Raw genomic sequence first — 21,422 nt, 5'->3', positions numbered from 1 at the left:
AATGAAGATTATCATTTTTTGGAAGTATCTGAGATGCCATTAGAGAGCATTAATTCAAATAAAAAAATCACAACATCGTCCGGAGGAGGTTATCAACCTCTTCCAATCCCTCCGATTGAAAAAGAGCTCGTTCTCGAAGAGGAAACCACCCAACAGCGCCAAGTAAGACAGCGAGAAGCTCGCAGGAAAGAACTTACTTTTAACGATGAAGATGAGAAGAGATGGGCTGCAAATCGTGAGAGGGTAAAGTCACAGCGCAGCAGAACAACGACTCCGGTAGTTCTATCGCCACTCCGTGATGATAAGAAAAAGAGTAAATTGAGCTCACTGTTGTGCGTCAAGCCTTCTTCCTCCAAATTACCCACTAAAGTGGTCGCCTATTGTTGGATCAATACGAACTCGGAAAAAGGGGTCGATAATCCACTTCCGAGTTCAGAACAAGGACATGGACTTTTAAATGTCATCGCCAATGCGAAGATCACGCCAAAGGTAAAACATATTATCTATCTCGATAGAAGGAATGAGGGCAATACATGTCATCCTTCAAATATCGATATTCCTGATAACGTTAAGTTTGTTTCTGTCAACGAGCTCCTAACCAAGAAAAGCATGGCAACACCTTCCGCAAGCCAGAAGATAAAAGAGCTGTATCAGGAACATCTTAAACATAGCAGTCCCGCTTTCACAAAAAATATCGTTTCTTTTCTGGCATTAAACGCAGGAGACTACTTTTTCGATTTTGGCGTAAGTATCACACCAGGTGGCGACTTAGCTAAACACCTCAACGGTGAAACAAATTATAAGACGGGCCCTGTGGGTAACGGTAGTTACATAATGGGAGGTCATCTCAAAGAAAATCTTGCTACCAATGTCGAAATTCTTTACGACATGTATACACGACCTTCTGGTTTGAACCCTATAAAAGCCGTAGAAATTCTAGAAAACCTTAATGGCTCTTTAACGCCAGCTGAGGTTGTCGCCTCTATCACCGGTAAGGCAAAAGCCCCGGGGACAATAAGTGTTGAGGACTTTTTAGTCTATTCCCATAAAATGGAGAAACTACTTGCAGAACGTGGTGTAACTAGAGAGTGCGAGTACGCCCGCCATATCGATTCTATTTTTGGTAATACGATTGGTTATATGGTGAATAACTCTAAGACGAAGTTTGTCGATGGCAAAGATTTCATCAACACCCACAAGGGTAGTCATATCCATAAAGTGACATAACAATTGTTGCTAAAAGGCTCCCACAGGAGGCTTTCAAATAACTCCAAAATGTTTAGTAGAGCTTCTGCAGTGGCTTTGAGCTCGATAATAAAAAATAGGGGAAGAAATAATGACTATTTTAATCGATGGCGCATTTGGTGGTGATAATCCCAACGCGCGTGACAATAGTCCTGGACACTGGGCTCGAACAAAGCTTAGCCCTGACATAGACTGGAAATTTCATCACATTATTCCGTGGGATATGCTAAGAGATACGTGGCAAGCACTTCTTATGTGCCAATGGTGGAAAGAGACCGAGTTTTATATGAGAGCGTTGGGTGTAAATGTGAACGCCTTCGACGTGCAACTAGTGACTATCGAGCGCCTGAAGTCTAAACTTTTGACTCATAAAGATCGTGAAGAGATATATTCCAAATTGTCTTGGCCATCTTGGAACATAGTCGAAGGCCCCGCCGATAGAGATGATGAAGGCGGTACCGATCTGGATATATTTCATTACGGCTTAACCAATAACGAACGAAAACGTATGGCAGATATTCACGCTCTCCATGATGCCATGAGTTCATTTCTAGAAAAATTTCGTCGCCAGGACTTGGAAAATGCGCGAATTCAAAATAGATATCAAACAGAATCACAATATGACCCACACACCGGTGCCCCAGAAGGCGTGATACATACTCGACTAAAGTTGAGTCAGGCTCTAGATAAAATGAAATCCTACAGAAACTCACCGCTCATTGCGTTTAGAGAAGAAATGTGGACTGTAACCTTAGAGCCTAAAAAGAGTAAAAAAGGAAACTTTTGGGAACGAAAACCTAGATACATAAAAGCTATTGGTCCAACACCCAACATATAAAATGACAAAAGTTAAAAGGTGAGGGTCACTGGCTGTTATCAGTGATCCGGCTTTTTTGGTTGGGCATCGGTGGCATTTCCCAATGTCTAAGCCTCGGGAGGTTTTAAATACGAGGTGACAATCTTATTACACCAGGAGGTAGGGATCGATCCACATATGATCTTATTATAAGGGTATGTGTAAGAACCAAGTCTAATGTGGTGTAGCTTAGAAGAATAAATGAAACGATTTGGAGTAAGAAGACTGAGTAAAAAGGTTCTGTTTACTTGAACATTTAACTTTCGATATGTGTTTTTTCATAGTCAATTTAACTTAAATTATTCAAACTTTAACCTAAAAAATAAAAAATTGTTATTATGTCAAAGGGTTAAAATTTTTTAGGATAAGATATGTCAATTGGCGACTTTAAGAAAAGTAATAAACCTGTAACTTCATCTGGTGGTGGCTATAAGCCTCTTGATGATTTGGGGCAATTAATAACTAATCCAGAACCGTTAGAAGAAACGATAAAACAAAGAGCGGGCAAACAAAAAGCAGCTAGGCGTGAAGAGTTAACCTACACAGAGGAAGATGAAAAGCGTTGGGCTAAAAATCGTGAGCGTGTTCTTACTGAGCGGTTTGCGTTGGGCTGGATGCAATCACCTAGCACACAGTCTCAAGAACATTTATTCGCTAGTCTTTTCACATCAGAAACCACCCAAGAGCATCAGGATCTTATTAAACGATATAATAAGCACCTAAATGAGCCCGTTCGAGAAGGCGAGATAGTTATTATCCCTACAAAAGAACCTGAAGAAGACACAGACATAGAAACTTTAAAACAGTTAGTTGAACAAGCAAAGGTTGCTAGCCTTGAAATGAGTAAACTACTTGATGAAGAAGTTGCAACATTGAACCGTCATTTTGAATTGTTTTCCCATCAGCTAATCGAGCAGGTAAAGAAATACGGATTACCTAGTGACTACCATTCACAAGTTTCTACTGGGGTAGGTATAACCTCTGCTTTAGTAGGCCAACATTTGAAAAATATTCAAGACGTCTTGCTGGAGATCAATGAACTTTATGTCGCTCAAGCTGCCATGGCCAGCCGCACTGGCGGAGTGAACTATGGCATATTTACAACTGAAAGAGCGGCATTATTTAAAAAACTTGACGGTTCTTTTGCAATGCTCTCTAAGCGCAGCGTAAAATTGCCAATTTATAAACAAGTGAAGAAAAATTTAAAGCTTTCGACAAAGTCTGTCATTCACAATGCAGATGAAATTTTAAAAAAGGGTTTTGTAAAAGATCTTGGCAAACGTATTGCCAACATATCCATAGGTATATCAGCATCCAGAGGGCTAGGATATATTGGCATTGCCGTTGGTGGCGCGAGCGGAGTTAATAGTATCTACGAAGCTTGCAACGTAGACGGTAATGGCGAGTGTGGTAAGACAATAACTGTTGAAACGGCAGGTTTTTTTAGTGGTATTGGGGGCGGTATTTTGGGTGGAAATCTAGGGGCTGGCGCAGCTACAGGTGCTGTTACCGTTATTGCACTTCTTGTAGGTGTCACCGCTTCTGCTCCGGTTCTTGCCATTGCCGCGATCGGCGGTGTAGTAGTGGGAGGTGCTATTGGTGGAGTAGCGGGAACTACCGCAGGGAAATTTGGTGCTGATGTCATTTACGAAAAGATTGAGAGTGTGTGGAGTGAGTTTTAAATGATAAACTTTTTGATTGCTTTTTTTGGGGTGTATGCACTTGCTTATAGTTTTCCATCAATCATTATACTCCCTTTAATCTCTCTAGGCAGTTTTAAGTATATTATTTACATCGATAAGCAGTTGGCTAAAGATTTAAATAAATATTACAACGATTACGGCTACATGCTGCCAAAACATCAAGCACCTCATGATGTCGGTACTAGATTCATTAACTATTGCGTTGCCTATCCGTTTATTCGTCACAGAGTGAAAACTGACTCTTTAAAGTTTAAAGCATTTATGTGGTGGAATGCTGGCGGAATGTGGAGTTGGATAATAGTTTTTATTCTTATTTTTATCGAAAAGGGGTTAGGTATTTCTTTCTAAAAGGTAGCGATAGCTACCTTTATCCACCTTTAGTCTCCAAAACCGTTACCCTAGTATGAAGCTTAAACAGCCCCACTAGAATTAAGATCGTTTTCCCATCAAGGCCAAGTGCTTGTACAATCCCCATTATATACCTCACTTAACCAACACCGACTTAACCAAGTGCATGCACAAACACAGCCCCGATCGCACATTGTTACGAAATCAGCATGGTATTCGCGGCTATCTCGCATCTGTACAGGTTCAATGGAAAGAGGGAGAGCCGTTACTAAGACAACGAAAGCATCGAGCTACAATCACACTTTTGGGAATGCGTTTGTGCGTTAAGATCAAACGCTCAATCAAACGAAAAAAGGATAGGGTATGTGGTTTAAGTTCTTCGGGTTAATCGGGGTAAACGCGTTGGTCAGGCGGCATTTAAACGACCCAGTGAATTGGGTCGCTTTTATTAGGAATAATGAACTGGATAAAAAAACACAAATATGGTGGCGAGACTCGCTAGAGCTACCTCATTTATTTGATTATGAAATTTGTGATAACCAAGCAGCGGATTAATCTAGTCCCGTGGCCTCATTATCTAAATCTAATTTTATTTTCTTCAGTTTTTCTACCATGACCACAATTTTTTTAGCCTTATATACATAAGGAATTTCAACATTTCCACCCGGCGAGTAAAATCGTATTGTTGAGTAATCACAAATTTTACCAAGTAGAGTAGTAGTAATTTCAGTATTTTCGATGTTTTTATACTCAAGGGTATCCTGTATCCTCGTGCAAATCCCTCTAGTTACTGAAACCCTATCTCTGTTTATCTCCACTTTGACTGATAGGGGATCAAAGATATGGCCTGCTTCCCTCAAAACATAAAGTGTAGGAAGGAGAAGTAAACTCAATAGCGTCTCTTCTGATAGATTCTCGTTCAAGACAGAACTCACCGTCCAATTAAAAGTAAGATATACAAAATAAATTGATAATAGCTCTAGAGATATGCCGACCACAGCTTCAATTGTTCGTCTTACTTTAGATGTTTTTAATTTGTGCATTTCAAATTAATACTCTTCAGAAAAATCTAGCTCAAATCTTGATCTACTTGTTTCCACATCCATAAACGAGACTTCTTTCAGTAAGTCATTGTCTATAACCTTTTCTATTATCTGTTTTTTATCCTGTTCACTCATACGGCAGCCAAAAAAAACTCTCTTTATAGCTTCAGAAGGTAGCTTATATAAAAATATACTTGAGGGGTCTTTTGATAATTCAGAAAAAATCTCGCCGAGAAATGCCATTTTAAATGATTGAAAAAACTCTTCATCGGTGATCTGTGAATCAGATGCGTAATAAAACCTACCAGATTCAGCACGTAAAGCTTCATCAAATGAGACCATTACCATACCGTTCCCAAAGTCTGTTAAAACATATTTGTAGTCAATTTCTAAAGCATTTTCGATTACCTGAAGATAATCCTTACGAATAATGATACGTTCTGCAGTTATAAGAGGAACGATAACCCTGTGCTCTTTCTCGTACATCCATTCATCACTTTTAACTAAAAAGTGCTCTAATATGTCACTGTACGCCTCTTCATTTGGCCGATTATGGCTGTATAAAACTCTTTGAACTTGCCCTTCATTCAGTTCTTGAATAATAGGATTTTCGGAGGCGAAGGTTTCATCATTTTCATCATTGTCGAATATCGGGTAACTTTGGTATCGATTGAAGTTTAGCTTCGCCATATCAAATTCAATGACGATTCCCTTGTGTTGGTTGGCATAGTGAGCCCACATTAGTAAATTATTGTGAGTTTCAGTGAACGATATAATTCCGTAATCATCATAAGATGGTTTGTAATCTAAATTTTTCTTTCCCGCTAGATTTGATAATGACTCTAGAACATCACGACTTGATGGACGAAGTTCAAACGGGTCATTGAGTGAATACCTTTGACTTGCTCTAATAAGCAAATCATCGAAAGTCTGCGCATGTGGTGAAGCGTACTTAAATAAACTTTTTAACAAGCAATTTCTCTCCATAATGTTGTAAGACGAATATACAACGCGAAAACTGATAGGTTCTAAATGGTGTTGGGAGTTATTATAAATTAATTTTGTAACAACTGAAATTTCATAAGCTTACGATCTCCACCTTACCCCTTGCCAAGCCATCGCGAAGCGATAAAAACGGGGCAGAAACCTACCGAGTGTAAAAAGCCAAACGACTGTGTTGAAGAATCTGAGCTTTAAGGCCTCAGTACAAAAAAAGGATAGGGTATGTGGTTTAAGTTCTTCGGATTAATCGGGATAAACACATTAGTCGTACAGTATTTAAACGACCCATTAAATTGGGTCGCAATGATTTTAGAAGAATATATCGTCTATTTCTGTCTCGAGATAGATCCATTCAGAATTCCATTCACTTGGTGTGAAAATTTTCAACGTATCTTCTGAGAAAATACTTGTAGAAACATAAAGGATCTTTTCACTATCTATACTCATCCAGCCGTAAAAGCCTTCTCGACTGTTACAGCCAGTAGGGTCTGCTTTATACAAACTTTGATAACCACGGCTTGCTAACAATCTATCGAGTTCATTTAAGTTCTGAAAGATAATTCTAAAAGTTATATCTAATTTATTTTTTATCTCGTTAAAAGCAGGATGGTTACTCAATAGAATATCTGATACTGCATTTTCTCCCTTAGATTCAAGGTTTTTAACAAAATCTACCAATTGGTTTAAGGTTTGAGCTGTGTTTTTAAGATCAGATACTAAATCAATCTCTTTTTGTCGACCTATTTCTGATAACAACCGTTGAAATAAACCTGACCACTGTTCTCTTAAGTAAACTTGTATGTCTTTGGCAGATTCAAATGACTGAATCTGATTATTGATACTTAATCGGTGGACCTCATCTAGAAACTGATAGACACGAATATCATCTACAGCACAGTATGATATATTAGTGTTGTCTTTGTTTACTTGATACGTTTTATACTCAGAAACCACAGATTTTTCAATGAAAATATAGACTTGTTTACCTTTCTCTCTCGCTCTTATAAGCTCAAGGTTTGATACAGAATATTCCTGTTCTTTTGATTCTGAGCCGAATCGACCACCTATGATAGCAACTAAAATATAGCATGAATCTATTTCTTTGTAGCAGTATTCTTCAAGCTTTTCAGTCTTTCCATATGGTATATGACCATGTTCGTTCAAAACTGGCTCATAGCCTTGTTCTCTAATGAATCTTTCGAGATCAGATCGTATGTGTTTTAGATCAAAATACGTAGAACTGATAAAAATTCGTGTTTTTGCCACTAGTTAAACCCCCAATAATTTAGTGTTTTTCAATAAGAAATACATCACGACCATTATAATCCTGGTTGCATATATTTGAATTTATTTTCTGATTATTTTACAGACTTTATTTAGCTTGATGATTTCGCAAGCTTACGATCTCCGCCTTATCCCTTGCTAAGCCATCGCGAAGCGATAAAAACGGGGCAGAAACCTACCGAGTGTAAGAAAGCCGATCGACTGTGTTGGAGAGTCTCAGTCCAAAGGCCCCAGTTCGCTTGCGAACAAGAAAGGCCGCTTCATTTAAACAATCCACCGATTAGGTGGGTTTTAAGAAGTTAATATATTTCTTTGTTTAGCATTCAGGGTTATGCACTAAATCCTTCGTTGTATTCTTCAAACCTTAAAACTCTTTATTCAGTACAAAAGGATAAGCACCTCAAACGCGCCGGTTAAACACAGAAACGCTAGCCAGTTATCCACACAAACGGTGAATTTAATAGGTATCGAATGCAAAAACGGCTCAATTAAGAGCCGTTTGTGTTTAGAGCTTTCTGCTCACTTGCATTTCGGGACCGTCGAAAGACCGCTGCTACGTAAATCTAGGGGTATCAGTAATTGCTTGTCTTTGCCATCAGGTCTTTTTGCTTAGACGTTGGAGTAGGGGCTGTACTAAAAACCGATATCAAGTGGCTCAGGTTTATGCTCGAAAACTTAGATTCAAGAGTGACCAGGTTAGAAAATGAGAGTTAAAGCCCGCGAAAGCGGGTTTTCTTTATTAGATGATCAAGATCAAGTTAAAAATCACGTCCAAATGCCAACATATGCAACTTTACACTAATGTACTATTTATGGAGGAACCATGCAGGATAAAAGCTTAGAAACACTGAATAAGTTGCAGAGAGAAATATATTCTAAAAGAGAAATTCGTGCTAAAAAAATTATGGCGGAATTGGGTGAGCTCAAAGAGCAAATTCTCAAAGATTTAGCAGTAGATACAAATACTTCAGATGAAACGATTAAAATATATCACCGTGACCATATGCCTTCACAGATATCAGAGCAAGATTTTTTTCGCACAAAAAAATGAACATGAACTTGTGCTGTCTTTGACTCTTGAATGGCCAGAATTCTCACATCACGTGGCAAATCTAGACAATATCCATACTTATTACTTTAATGTTCTTTACATGAGTGATGGAAGAATACAGTATGCAATAGATGGATTGTACGGTGGTGATTGGATTGATCATAAAACACACTTTTCTGAGCTAATATTGGGCGACATTATTGAAAAATTAAGTATTATGAACTGACTTTGATAAAACTCCTTATTGGTTATAAAAAGGCTCCTCTGGAGCCTATTGATTATTTGCCAGCCCTTCTAATTTTGCTCGGAATCCATGGAGCAGCCTGCATACGCCGACCGCCACGAAATGGTAAAGGATTTTCTCTAGCAGGGATGATTGGTGGTCGTTCTATGTGACCGTGTAACTTTATCAGTTCTTTATACTCGTCGCGCCATAGCGCGAAAGCCTCAAGTTCTCTAGGACTGAATTCTCGACCTTCGGGCGTTATCAATACCGCACGATGCTCATCAATACGAAAGCCTTGCCAGCGAACATCATTAGGTAAGTAGCCAATGGCACGAATAATCAGAAGCTTCTCAGCCATAGGGTTAATAATGGTTTCGCCGTTAAGCCAGCGGCGAATCGTAACTTTAGTGACATGAAAATATTCAGCACCTTCGCGAATAGAGTCAAACTGACGCCAGTATAGGGTTTTAAATCCCTCAACATTCATTGTGATATCCTTCACATTTCAACATGTTAACTCAGCCAATTTCCGATTAATCTTGATTTATTGATTGCCAAATCCTTTTAAGAAGCGATTTGAAAGGCGATAAAACAAAATGTCACTTCATTGGCACAACGAGAGCGAATGCTCGGGAAGCAATTAAATCAAACATGAGTTTTTATAAGATACTGATTATATGAGATTTATTTCTTTGCTTAGAGCAAAGTTTACTTGCTGAGAGATTGGAGATTTGAAATGTTAATGAGTGCGCATTATATATCTTATGTTAAATTAAATGTGCGAACTATGAGGATGACAACCTCCTCTGCCTCTGTAAACATTAAACATAACGTATTTACCATAAAGTATGTAATCATCACTAATCTAACTTTCGTTTGATAAATGATGATTACTTAGCTTATAAGAATCAATTCTTGATTATTAGTACTAGTATTTCGCTACTAATAATAAGAAGTCGACTCGACATTTGATATCGCCGCCTTATTGGTTTGGGACATTTTCAAAAGCCATACTGTTGCTAAATGTCTGGAAATAGACGTCAGAGATCGATTCTTCATAATGGGCTTTCGTTTCGCTTTTGTAACGATATGAGTTATTGCTGAATGAGAACTTTCCTATCTCCCATCCATTGTCACAGAATACTCTACCGGCTGAACGACACATCATACTAGTCATATTTAATCGGGGACCTAAAGCAACGAGCTCATTTTTCATCTCACTTCCTTCTTCATCAAGGTCTGGTAACCAATGATTCGGCCCTCGTCTTCTGGTTGCAATCGAATCTAATATTGCGATCGAGGCACGTTCCAGTATTCCTGTAGATAACAAGCGTTTATACCTATTGGTAATTTCCTTTCCTGCATAACTATCGGCGTTAAGTGTTATATTGACAAGCCTCTGATGGCTCTCTGTTTTACGAATTTTCGTTTTAACAGAACCAAAACCAAGGAAACCCCGGCTTTTGATTTCACGTAAAAACTCAAGTATCGAATGTTGGTTAACAACGGCGTGATAAGAAGCAAAGCCTTTAACATCATATTCCGCAGATAAAGTTGCACTTACGTACGGCAATATATGCTCTCCCAAGTTTCGGCCCTTTAATAGACATGCACCATGCAGATTAAAGTTAACTAAGCTGGCAAATGAAGTCGGCATGGCCTTGGAGTTCTCTAGATAAGATTCCAAATTTTGTGTGTGAATATCTTGTGGCGTAAGTATCGGGTTTTGCGATGATTCTGGATTTCCCGAGATAAACTCCTTACCAAATGAAGAAAACTCAGGGGTAACAATATCAATGACTGGACTCCATGTTACTTGATATTCTTCTCTTTCTGAAGGTTCACTCACATTCAACCACAACCTAACATTTTTGAAAAGCATGGGCTTCCAGTTGTACGTTTCAGCTACTGAACCGAATCTTCTTTTTCTGTCTTGAATATATTCGTCCATATTAAGGCTAAAAAGCAATTTTGCAGTTGAACCGTAGATATTGAGATACTTGTACATGCGGTCATATACTAAATCGTCCAGCTCTCGTAGCCCCTTGTCGAGCTCATTAATACGTATCTCCATATTATCAACCCGACTTTGCAAGCTCTCAATCTCTTGGTATACCCGTGCAGTTTTCATAGAAATCTGGTCAACATTTTCGCTTAGTGCCCTACTTTCACGACGATTCGCAAAGTAATTGCGTTTTGTTTCTGTGAGTTGTTCCGTTAGTTGGTCGCATTGCGCCTCATCTGGACATGTGGATATTAACTCGGTCAATGTGTTAATTCTTCTTCTATAATCTGCGATTACCTCTCTTAAAACATCTATCTTTTGGCTAAATATTTCTGACTGAGTATTGAGTTCAGAAATTTCACTTTTCTTGGTCAAAATTTCTTTTCCATTTTCAAAAAGCGTGTTTATCCAATCCAATTTCGCATGAAATACAGTATTTATCTGACTTTTAACCAATACGTTCTGTTCTCTTAATTGCTCATATTCTTCACAGAAATCTTCGGTATAAAAACTTGAATATGAATCGAGAACAACTTTACCTTTGTCAGGTAATCCAACATAAGCCGTTGAGCAATCCCTATCGAATAGGATATTGTTTGCCGCGCTTTGATTACCTGAGCACTGTTGATAACTGGGGACGGCGATGCTCGAAAAAGATAAGAATAGTAATGCCAGTGGTTTTAATGTAGGTCTCATATTTATCCTCAGTGATATAATTTGAGAAAATATAGAAATTAATAGAAAAAAAATGCTCCCTGAAGGAGCATTAGTCTAGGATGGATAAGAGCTATTGCTTCTTAAAGCCAAAACTTTGATAAAGAGGAGTGAATGAGTCTTCAGTCACCTCCTCAACATACAAGGCGTTTAATTCACTCTTATAGTCAGTAATAGATTTTTGGTAGCTAATTCCTATAGGAGATTCCCATTGAATATTAGGTGTTGCCGGAGTACCCGAATCCACAAACCTTGCACCTTCAACACCTGACTCAGCGCGTTCTGGATCGTATTGTGGCAATTGAGCAAGGCCATCTTTTACTTCCTGTCGATATACCTCAATATTTGGATCAACCGTTCTCTGAGCTATAGTATCAAGCATGTTAACCATGGCACGTTCAACCAGGTTCTCTTCAAGCATGCGTTTCTCTATCCTTTGTTCTTCAACCCCTTTCCCTGTGTCAGCAGTGAAAGTAATCGTTACCAAAGTATCTAAGTTTTTGGCTTCTCGAATTTTCTTTTTCACGTCAGCATAGGTAATTGCTCCGGCATTAATGCCAAGCTGTTGTGTTTTTTCAAAAAACTCAACAACTCTCTTTTGTTTGATTTCAGCTCTGTAACTATTTTTGCCTTTGATCTCAAACATTGCAGTAACGTTTGGATTAACGTAATTGAGAAGTTCTGAGTTATCAGTTTTATGCTCTATTTCACATGCACCGGCAACATTGAGTTTTAATACCGCGGAGAATGAGTTAGGAAACGGAGAGGCTGCAAGATAATCTTTGTTGCCACCTGCAGAAAAAAACTGAATCGAATCACTGGGTTTTCTAAACAAGCTATCTGGTGTTTCGATAGACATAATTGGATAGTTTTGGTTGGCTACAGCATCAATATCACCAGGTTGATTGACTAGAAAGTCAATTTCGGTCGAATTCGGTAAAGGAGAAATACCTCTCCAAATCAGGTCTTCGAATCCAGTATTGTCTGCTTCGAATGCTCGACGCTTTTCATTAATGAAGTTATCAACATCAGTCGTGAACAACAAGGACGCAGTGGCACCATAAATACGGAAATAATACTGTTTAGATTCTCGAACTTCTTTTAACAGATCATTTACTCGATTTTTAGCGGAGATAAGTAAATCCTCAAGAGCAGATCTGTTTCTTCTTAGCCTCTCTATTTTGTTAGAAATTTCGTACTCTTCAGCTAAAGCTGTACTTTTTTCTCGTGTCAGCCGTCCTTTTTTAATATTCTGTTCAAAAGTTCGAGTACTGACCTCATCATACTCTTGATATGAATCACTACAAAACTCAAGTATATCTTCGCCCAAAGTCTTCGCCATCTTTCTACATTTCGCGAATACCAAAAGCTTTGCATTTTCTTCTGCTTCAAGTGGTGGTAGAATAGTTTTGACAATATAGTCAATTTGTTTGCCCAAGTTCACAGCTTCCAACTCGAAGCCAACACGTTCCTCTTCCAGTTCGTTTAATTTCTGCTGAACTTCCTCAACTTCATTCGTAAATTCTACAATTCTTCGTATATTTCTTTGTGCTGATTCAACAATCACTTCTATTGTATCATTTACCTGATCGTAATTTTGACACTGATCTAAATTCATAGATGTGTATCCATTCATCGTTGCTTTTCCATAATTAGGAAGTCCAACGTAAGCGTATTTACAATCATCACTGAAATAGATATTTGAAGCACTTCTAGCTTTACCTGACTCATTTGAACAGACTTTATAGCTGGGCACTGCGTTAGCACCTGTTGTTGCAAGTAACAGAGCTAAAACTAACGGTGACTTTTTAAACATTAACAACCTACTTTACGTTATCTTTTATGAATTTGAATAATTAGTTATTTGTTCTTTTGTATCTTGAATATCCTTTTTTAAATCTTTTAATGATTCCTCCATTTCTAAAAAAAACTTATCGTCGTATTCTTCTTCAATTTCTTTTACTAAGCGTCTGGTTTTTTCAAGCGAAAGACTATCATGAAGAGAGAATAGCTTCTTAACTTGATCTCTTTCTTCACTATTAAGACTGTTTTGGTTTATCTTATCAATGATACTTTCAGACTCAATTAAATTTCTTATATAATCAATTTCTGCTTCGAGTTCTTTATCAGAATACTGATTTGCTTCTATTTTTGTATCCGTTACTCTAAATACCTCATCATTAATACTTCTATCATCTGAGTTTACTTCTTCTTTAATAGAAGATTCTTTAACGGTATTAATGACTTCATTTTCTTTCCTTAATTCACTAAAAGTTTCTTTTTTTTCTAAATTCTCTTTTTGGTTGTTATCATGGAAGTATTCAAAATCTTTTAAATTAAAAATAACCACGGATAGGATAAATGTAAAAAATACAATACCGATTTTAATTTTCATTTACTACACTCTTAAATGTCATAATTCTTGCCTGTGGAATAAGGTAATTACCTCGATAAGTTTTAACAATAGTTTTAGAAAATTTATTTACATAGTCTGGACTAAAAAGTGAACTGAATGGATATCTTGAACTAGTAAAATTAGTATCTTCTTCTTCTGTAAATGTCCATCTAGGAACTGCAACATTTTCATCATTTAACATGGAAGAAAATATACCTCCCTTTGATGAATAGCTATAATGATGATTGAAATGATAGTCCTCTCTTCGTCCTTCTATATTCATAAACCTCAATAAATCAGTATCAATCATAGATTTAGCCAGGGTTGATTTTATTTTTGCACTAAGTAGAGAAGAATCTGAATCAAACTCCAAATCTAAAATATGACTATAAGACTTATAATCTTCTATTTCAGTCCACCTTATTTTTTTAAAGAGGTATTTTCTTCTGCTCTTTCTTATTTCTATATGATTAAGTAATGCTTTACCATTTAACTTAGCGGTTACTGAAAAAGGAAAATTAAGCCCATATTCATAATAAATTCTGGGAGCAATTAACGCTGAGAAATCTTTTCCATTTTTGGCTTCACAAGACCCGATAAGATTGGTTTGTAGGTGAGTGTAAAACTGATCCGTTCGTAAAGCGTCACCGTTAAATTTTTCATAATCAAAGTTGACGTTTAATAAACGGTCATTATAGCTATAATTTATGACATCAACCTTATCTTTACCATTTAAACTATTATAACTTCCTATAGAGGGAACAAGAAGAAGATCTTTTATTTTTTGACCCGATAAATTTTCGAATGCATAATTTGTCGCAACTTGAGCACGATATATAGGCATCTCTTTCCAAATAAGATTAGTATGTAAATTTCTATTCTTAGTCTCTTGCACTGTCTCATTTCTTAATAAATCGACAAGATAGATAATCTCACCATTCTCAATCTTCGAGTAATGATTAAATGCTTCCTCTAAACTTAGATATGCCTTACTTACTGAATCATAACCTATATCAAGTAGATCTGTAAGTTCATTCTGAGTTATATTTAAAGTGTCAATATCGTGTTGAAAATTTCTTAGTGAAAATTCTATATCTTTATAGTCATCCTCTAACTTTAATAGATCATCAATAGCGTTGAAATAATCACTTTCTAAAAAAACTAGTTCTTCCTCAATTAAATCACAATTTCTACTGCAATTTTCTGCTTCTTCCATAATTTTAAAATAAGCATTTTCTTTCTTTTTCAAGTGTAGTTTTGCACTTTCATAACCTTCTATTTTCTCATAATTTGAAGTTTTAAAGTCATCTAAAACCTTTTGAACCTCTTTAATTGAAGCTTCTATTTCAATAAGGCTATTAGTAATCTCACCCCTCCTAACTATTATGTCAAGTATCTGCTGGTTATTTATTTTAAACAGTTCTTTGGTAGATAGATAGTTAGTACAAAGGGCTAATTTTTCTTCATCAAAATTTTCACGATGACTCTTTATCATCCCGACTTCTGGAGGCATTACATATGCTATTCTACAATTCTTATCAAAATAAACATCACCATCAACTGATGATGACATATTACTACATGTTCCTGTTGTTGGTGGATAATTCATTGCAGCTAATGAGTAAGTTGATATTGATATATAACTTAGTAGAATTAAAGTACTTTTCATCATAATATTATTTCAAGGTCCGGTTATCTTTAATTAACTTCGGGTAAGCTTAGTACTATTGGATTGTTTTCTACTATTTTTATTTTGAATCTATTTTCAGGGCTCCAGACGAGACTGTCGGCATCCATTCCTGACATCGCTTGAACAAGAAGCTCCCCTGTTAATGTTGTACTTTGAAAATCATCTATATCAACAACAGTCAACGATTCTATATTAGAAATATTATCAAAATTAATGTCTTCATAGTTTGAAGTAAAGAGTGTTACTGAGTCATATCCGCTACCACCGTCAACAGTATCTTGGCTATCACAGAAGAAATCGTCTGAGCCATTCTCACCTTTTAGAACATCGCTACTATTTGTTTGAGATATAATATATTGTGTATCATCATACGCTAGGCCGTAAATAATATCGTTTCCACTTCCCCCTGAAATAGTATCATTGCCTATACCTCCAATAAGCGTATCATCATAACTACTCCCTTTAATTGAATCATTACCAGATTCGCCATTGATATATCTCCTAGCACTGTTATAACCATAACTGCCACTGGCATCGATACTATCATCACCATTTCCAGAAAGGATGGTATATACTCTTGGTTTTATAATGATATTATCGTCATTATCTGTGAACTTAATCGGAGAATTGACATAAGAATCACTAATTGTTATGGAGTTGTAATTACCAGAAAATTCTATTAGTTCAACATCCCTCATGCCTTTAAAATTTATATTGACATCTGATTTAATAAAGCTGGATGTTATTTGTAAAGTATCTTTTCCATCTCCGCCGCTCACTCTTGGTCTCAAGTCTATTTTTTGTTTTGGCGATAGAATAATATTTAAAGTATCATTGCCGTCATTTAGAATAGTATAATTTTTGTTCAGATCATTTATGTGAATGAAATCATCACCTGTATCTCCTATTATCCTTACTCTTTCCTTAAATTGAGTGAAATTCCACGCTTCAACCGAAGTATAATGCTCTTTTAAGTACTCAATTTTCTGATTTAATTGATATTGACTAAAGTGGATTGTATCAAAGCCTTCACCACCATAAACTTCATCGTTTTTATCAATAAAAAAATGATCGTCACCTTCACCTCCATAGAGTTTATCATTACCCTCTCCGGAAATTAGTCGATCGTTTCCTACGCCCCCCCAAATTTGGTCATCACCTTGACCACCATTTAGTTCATCGTCACCTTGACCACCCCATATATTATCGCGACCAGCCTCGCCAAAGACTTTATCATTTCCGTCGTTACCCTCGAGGATATCGTCATCAACTCCCCCATAAAGTTCATCATTTCCCGAATTGCCTCTAAGAGTATCAGTTCCTTCGCCGCCATAGAGAGTATCGTCTCCGTAAGCATTCACACCATCGCCATCAATGGTGTCATTCCCGCTTCCTCCGTAAAGCGTATCGTTTCCTTCGCCACCTTTTAGCGTATCGTTACTTTGTCCGCCGTACAGAACATCATTCCCATCATCACCAAAAAGTTTATCTGAGCCTTGCCCACCTATCAGTGTATCGTCGCCATCCTCACCCCAAAGTTCATCGTCACTTTGGCCGCCGTCCAACTCGTCATTCCCGTCGCCACCCCAGAGTTTGTCCTCTCCTTGCTCTCCAAGTAGCTTGTCGTCTCCACTGCCACCTTTTAAATCGTCGATTCCTTCGCCACCCTCTAAGACATCATCCCCGGACTGACCGTAAAGCTTGTCATCTCCTTCGCCACCATAAAGGCGATCACTTCCTTGACCACCAAAAAGATAATCTGCTCCTTGATCCCCTTGAAGAAAATCACTTCCTGAGTCACCGAAAAGTCTATCATTCCCCTCACCACCAGAAAGATTATCAGTCCCTTCTTTACCTCTTAATATATCATTTCCTCTGAGGCCGAATATAGAATCGTCTTCATTCGTACCTATTAGTGTATCTTGGTCATTAGTTCCATAAATATTACTCATTTGTCCCTCAATTGTGTCTATACCCTATATTTCTATTGGAAACACTTTTAAAAAAATGGAATATATAAATTTTTAATTATATTAACGATAACAATTGTTTATATAAACATTTATTAAAAGCAATAATCTAAAATATGATCTGAATCCTAAAAATAGCTATATGAATTAACTGAAGGATTAATAATGGAATAAGGATAATTATATAAATAACTAGTAATAGAGAAGGTAATATTGTATGGGATTTCAGTTTAATTTATTTTAATAAATTAAACTGTTGCAACAACAAAGGGTGCATAATAATATGCACCCTTGGAGAAAATTTTATGAAAATAACTTGATTTAACCGCCAGACAATTTAACGGTGTAACCTTTCTTTTCCAATAAACTTTTTATTTTATCTCTTGAATCGCCCTGGATCTCAATGTTTCCGTCTTTTACCGAGCCACCACAACCACAGACCTTCTTTAATTCTGCAGCGAGTAACTTGAGAGGAGCATCCTCAAGATCTAGTCCTGAAACGATACAAACGCCCTTACCTTTTCTACCTTTAGTTTGACGTTGAATTCTGACAATGCCATCGCCCTTAGGTCTCTCTGGCTTTTGTTCATCAGGCGTTATGCGCCCAACTTCGGTACTATAAACAAGTGTCATCGGTTATTACTTCTTTATTTGCTGTTGTTCTGCTTTTTGCTTGGCCAACAAGTATGCTTCAATGTGCTTTTGTATAGCAAGTTTACCACCTTTAATTAGCCTGCCGTTAAAGAAACAATACCAACCGTTCACGTCACCAGTATCATTCTTCAATTGGTAGCCATTGAAGTCCTCTTGGGCTGGTTTCCCTTCTTCTTTAGCTTTCGAGTTAATGGCGCTGAATTCTTTCGGATCAATTAAGGTCGCCGTATCACAAAACCAATCGATACTCTTCTTTACGGCTGCCATACTTCCCGTCAGCGTGTGCTTTTTAATAGTAACCTGCCAGGTCTCTGTTGATTCACCAACAGTTGTTAATGTGAAACCTCGATAACTTGCTGCAGCCATAGTTGATAGAACCTTACCTTTTGGTTGGGATAACTTAATAATAATTGTAAATAATTCATTATCAAGTATATTTATACCATTATTCTTAGTTATAGTGCGTTAAAATGAGAAAAAACGTTCGTTTAGTCACATGTAAGACAACTTTAACCAGTTTTATAAACACCTTTTCTGAACATATTGAATTAGAGGATATCAATACTTTAACTGATAACTCATACTCACATAACTCGTTACTCGCAATGAGAAAAGACTGGAACCTTTTCTTAGAGTTTTGTCACAACAAGAATGTTAAGCCAATTCCTGCTTCGGTAACAGCCGTTCGATTATTTCTCGAAAAAGAGTCGAGAGAAAGAAAGTATGCCACCCTTAAACGTTACAATGTCACCATTTCATTGGTTCATAAGATCCTTCAGCTCTCCGACCCGACAAGCTCAGTCAGCATACAAAACCTACTCGCTCAATTACGAATAGAGAAATCCGGTGATGCCCAATCAACGCCTGCATTCAATAAGAAACACTTAGACGAATTGACCTTGTTAAAAAACTCATCAAAAAATACAAAAGATATTAGAGACTTGGCTATATATCATTTAATGTTCGAATGTATGCTCAAAAGGTCTGAGCTGAAAAGGCTAACTATCGATGATCTTTCAGGCAATACTCCAGACGCCTACTCTGTCAATATAGGTGGAGAATCTTACCGCCTCTCGGCTTCCGCATCCAAATATCTCAAGAGATGGCTAGACACTAGACTAAGCGATCACCAGGTATTGTTTAGTGCAATTGATAAGCACGGAAACATTAGCTCAAATCCTCTCGATGATTCCTCAATATATAGGATTTTAAGAGCAGCAAGTGAAGCATTAGGAACCGATATACAGTTTTCCGGGCATTCACTTCGAGTCGGAGCTGTTAATGAGCTTGCAGAACAAGGGCTAAAAGTAAAAGAAATCCAACATTTTGGCCGCTGGAAAAGTGCTGCCATGCCTTACCAATATATTGGTAACCGCTCTAAAGCAGCACTAGAAAGAATGGTCTTTAAAAGTTTCAAACCTTGGGTTTAAGACTACTTTGGACACAATCTGCCATAAACTCAGCGAAATTGTGTTCGTTATGCTGAAGCATTTTAGGAAACATCGAAATAGGTGTCATACCAGGAAATGTATTCACTTCGTTTAGGTATACCTGACCATCAGGGGTTAAGAAAAAGTCAATTCTGGAAAGATGGCGCAAGCGCATGTGCTTAAAAACTTTTTCCGCGCTTTGTCTAATCAGAGCTTGCTGGTCAGCGGTTAGGTTAGTCGCTTCAACGACAGTTTGGGTTTCGCTAGTCCCGCTGTACTTCTCTTCGTAACTGTAAAACTTATCTTGTGGAGCAATAACCTCGCCGGGTTTTGTAATGTATAAAACACCTTGGTATTCATAAGCGGCTACCTCAAGCTCTCTTGGCTTAACAGCTTGCTCGATTAACACTTGATCGGAATAGCTAAAAGCGCCTTCGAGTGCATTTAGTAATTCAGCTTCTTGTCGAACATGATAACAACCAACAGACGATCCCTGACGGGCAGCTTTAACGAAAATAGCACCCCATTTTTTCAAACTTTCTTTCGCCAATTCCAAAGCGCGATCGTTATTCTCAGACAGAAAAATGTATGGTGTATTTGGAATGCCTAAAGCGTCGTACCAGAGCTTAGAAGTGATCTTATTAAAACTATTGGTGCTCGCTTCAGAACCACAACCGAGGTAAGGAAGTCCAGTTAGCTCTAAAAACGCTTGAATATCGCCCGTCTCGCCAGGAAAGCCATGTATGCACGGAACCACAAAATCAATAACATGAGACTCACCATTTATTTGTAACGTACCAGAGTTAGTATCGATATTCGCTGTTTGACCACTACAAGTGAACCAGCCATTTTCTTTAATCTCAACTCGCGTAACGTCAAATTCTGAAGTAAGTTCCAATTGAGATTGAACAAAATCAGCAGAAATCAGAGAGATTTCATGTTCAGCTGCGCCACCGCCACAAAGTAAGAGAATCTTTGTTTTCTTCATAAAAACGTTATCCATGGTGCCATCAAATACAAAAAGGATATATTAGTCTAATCGCCAACTCGTTACACGATCTAACAGTCAAAGAACTGCCTCTACCCAGTTACATGTGTAAAAAACAGGCAATAAAAAAGGGCTTAATGCCCTTTCCTATCAGTTTAGCTTGTTAAGTGTGGGGTATTGAGAGTTCTTGATATCATCAATACTCTTAACAAAAGGTTTCAATGATTGAAATTCCATTGGTAAACCAGCAATTGCTGCTTTTGCATCTGACTTAGTCGCGTAATCACCGTATAAAACAGTATACCACTTGGTACCATTAACCATTTTATAGTTTTCCCAAATAGGCTGATTATCTTCTCTTGGAAGCTTACGAGCGAACTGGTCTACTTTAGGTTGAGATCCAACGGCAACGACCTGAATTGTAAAGCCATAACGTGGATTCATTGCAACTTGCTTGGCTGTCGGGGGCGTAATTGTAACTGAAGGTTTTGACTTCACGACCGGCTTTGTCGTATGTGTCGGTGTCACCCTATTAGTCTGAGACATAGGTACAACGTTAGCAACATTGTCTTCAGAGATATCATTAGTCATATCAGACTGAGATAACATAGGTTGTGTTTTATAATCTTCACGATAGCTCTCAGAACTTACGTCCGTGACATAATCGCTTGATACACAGGCTGTCAGAGCCACCGATAGGCTAATAATTGCTAATTTTTTCATGAATAATTCGAACGCCTTAACTTTTAGTTACTATAGATCATGCCGTCTGAAGGGCTGAGAATCAACCCAACATTTTTAATTATATATCAATACTC

The 21,422-nt window shown here is 37.5% G+C and carries 20 protein-coding genes; 7 read left to right on the top strand and 13 right to left on the bottom strand.

Annotated features, from left to right (window positions below; translation table 11 throughout):
* Positions 1–33: 33 nt before the first annotated feature.
* The 5 genes from RH40_RS10800 to RH40_RS10780 all read left to right on the top strand — a co-directional run bounded on the left by RH40_RS10800 (position 34) and on the right by RH40_RS10780 (position 4,707).
* Complete coding sequence (locus tag RH40_RS10800) at positions 34–1,227, top strand: hypothetical protein (RefSeq protein WP_009601525.1); 1,194 nt, start codon at positions 34–36, stop codon at positions 1,225–1,227.
* Between the two features lie 109 nt (positions 1,228–1,336).
* Positions 1,337–2,083: a hypothetical protein gene (locus RH40_RS10795; protein ID WP_009601524.1), complete on the top strand. Its 747-nt coding sequence runs from the start codon at positions 1,337–1,339 to the stop codon at positions 2,081–2,083.
* A gap of 389 nt (positions 2,084–2,472) precedes the next feature.
* Positions 2,473–3,783 (top strand): hypothetical protein, encoded by a 1,311-nt coding sequence (locus tag RH40_RS10790; protein ID WP_009601523.1) that lies wholly within the window; start codon positions 2,473–2,475, stop codon positions 3,781–3,783.
* Positions 3,784–4,152 carry a hypothetical protein gene (locus RH40_RS10785; RefSeq protein WP_009601522.1) on the top strand — a complete coding sequence of 123 codons (369 nt, stop codon included), beginning with the start codon at positions 3,784–3,786 and terminating at the stop codon, positions 4,150–4,152.
* Positions 4,153–4,515: 363 nt separating this feature from the next.
* Positions 4,516–4,707 (top strand): hypothetical protein, encoded by a 192-nt coding sequence (locus tag RH40_RS10780; RefSeq protein ID WP_009601520.1) that lies wholly within the window; start codon positions 4,516–4,518, stop codon positions 4,705–4,707.
* Here the strand turns inward: RH40_RS10780 and RH40_RS10775 are convergent.
* From RH40_RS10775 to RH40_RS10765, 3 genes are all read right to left on the bottom strand, one after another.
* Positions 4,704–5,075, bottom strand: coding sequence for a PH domain-containing protein (locus RH40_RS10775; protein ID WP_158091825.1), 372 nt, complete (start codon positions 5,073–5,075; stop codon positions 4,704–4,706). The genes RH40_RS10780 and RH40_RS10775 overlap by 4 nt on opposite strands.
* A gap of 126 nt (positions 5,076–5,201) precedes the next feature.
* Complete coding sequence (locus RH40_RS10770; protein WP_009601518.1) at positions 5,202–6,167, bottom strand: DUF2971 domain-containing protein; 966 nt, start codon at positions 6,165–6,167, stop codon at positions 5,202–5,204.
* Positions 6,168–6,506: 339 nt separating this feature from the next.
* Positions 6,507–7,463 (bottom strand): DUF4062 domain-containing protein, encoded by a 957-nt coding sequence (locus tag RH40_RS10765; protein ID WP_009601517.1) that lies wholly within the window; start codon positions 7,461–7,463, stop codon positions 6,507–6,509.
* Positions 7,464–8,304: 841 nt separating this feature from the next.
* Between RH40_RS10765 and RH40_RS10760 the strand changes: the two genes are divergently transcribed.
* Positions 8,305–8,532, top strand: a complete 228-nt coding sequence (locus tag RH40_RS10760) for a hypothetical protein (RefSeq protein ID WP_009601516.1) — start codon at positions 8,305–8,307, stop codon at positions 8,530–8,532.
* A gap of 278 nt (positions 8,533–8,810) precedes the next feature.
* Here RH40_RS10760 and RH40_RS10750 read toward each other — a convergent pair whose 3' ends face one another.
* The 8 genes from RH40_RS10750 to RH40_RS10715 all read right to left on the bottom strand — a co-directional run bounded on the left by RH40_RS10750 (position 8,811) and on the right by RH40_RS10715 (position 18,552).
* Positions 8,811–9,245: a DUF3653 domain-containing protein gene (locus RH40_RS10750; RefSeq protein ID WP_009601514.1), complete on the bottom strand. Its 435-nt coding sequence runs from the start codon at positions 9,243–9,245 to the stop codon at positions 8,811–8,813.
* 495 nt (positions 9,246–9,740) lie between these two features.
* Positions 9,741–11,459, bottom strand: a complete 1,719-nt coding sequence (locus RH40_RS10745) for an AAA family ATPase (protein ID WP_009601513.1) — start codon at positions 11,457–11,459, stop codon at positions 9,741–9,743.
* 91 nt (positions 11,460–11,550) lie between these two features.
* Positions 11,551–13,293, bottom strand: coding sequence for a hypothetical protein (locus RH40_RS10740; RefSeq protein WP_009601511.1), 1,743 nt, complete (start codon positions 13,291–13,293; stop codon positions 11,551–11,553).
* Between the two features lie 24 nt (positions 13,294–13,317).
* The gene (locus tag RH40_RS10735) at positions 13,318–13,872 is read right to left on the bottom strand and encodes a hypothetical protein (protein WP_009601510.1); all 555 of its coding nucleotides are present in this window, start codon (positions 13,870–13,872) and stop codon (positions 13,318–13,320) included.
* Positions 13,862–15,544: a hypothetical protein gene (locus RH40_RS10730; protein ID WP_139056877.1), complete on the bottom strand. Its 1,683-nt coding sequence runs from the start codon at positions 15,542–15,544 to the stop codon at positions 13,862–13,864. Before RH40_RS10730 ends, RH40_RS10735 begins: the two co-directional genes overlap by 11 nt.
* Before the next feature lie 26 nt (positions 15,545–15,570).
* Positions 15,571–17,514 (bottom strand): calcium-binding protein, encoded by a 1,944-nt coding sequence (locus RH40_RS21170; protein WP_009601506.1) that lies wholly within the window; start codon positions 17,512–17,514, stop codon positions 15,571–15,573.
* Between the two features lie 339 nt (positions 17,515–17,853).
* Positions 17,854–18,165 (bottom strand): stress response translation initiation inhibitor YciH, encoded by a 312-nt coding sequence (gene yciH, locus RH40_RS10720; RefSeq protein WP_009601505.1) that lies wholly within the window; start codon positions 18,163–18,165, stop codon positions 17,854–17,856.
* Between the two features lie 6 nt (positions 18,166–18,171).
* Positions 18,172–18,552, bottom strand: a complete 381-nt coding sequence (locus RH40_RS10715; RefSeq protein WP_009601504.1) for a DUF3319 domain-containing protein — start codon at positions 18,550–18,552, stop codon at positions 18,172–18,174.
* Between the two features lie 104 nt (positions 18,553–18,656).
* On the opposite strand from RH40_RS10715, the gene RH40_RS10710 reads away from it, so the two are divergent.
* The gene (locus RH40_RS10710; protein WP_009601503.1) at positions 18,657–19,616 is read left to right on the top strand and encodes a tyrosine-type recombinase/integrase; all 960 of its coding nucleotides are present in this window, start codon (positions 18,657–18,659) and stop codon (positions 19,614–19,616) included.
* Here RH40_RS10710 and RH40_RS10705 read toward each other — a convergent pair.
* Positions 19,600–20,604, bottom strand: a complete 1,005-nt coding sequence (locus RH40_RS10705; RefSeq protein ID WP_009601502.1) for a D-alanine--D-alanine ligase — start codon at positions 20,602–20,604, stop codon at positions 19,600–19,602. The genes RH40_RS10710 and RH40_RS10705 overlap by 17 nt on opposite strands.
* A 150-nt stretch (positions 20,605–20,754) precedes the next feature.
* Positions 20,755–21,327, bottom strand: a complete 573-nt coding sequence (locus RH40_RS10700) for an SPOR domain-containing protein (RefSeq protein WP_009601501.1) — start codon at positions 21,325–21,327, stop codon at positions 20,755–20,757.
* Between the last annotated feature and the right edge of the window lie 95 nt (positions 21,328–21,422).

It is taken from the genome of Vibrio caribbeanicus ATCC BAA-2122, assembly GCF_000165125.1.
In the GTDB taxonomy this organism is placed as follows: domain Bacteria; phylum Pseudomonadota; class Gammaproteobacteria; order Enterobacterales; family Vibrionaceae; genus Vibrio; species Vibrio caribbeanicus.
The sequence above is the reverse complement of the archived record's forward strand: the minus strand, read 5'-3'. Positions and strand labels throughout refer to the sequence as shown.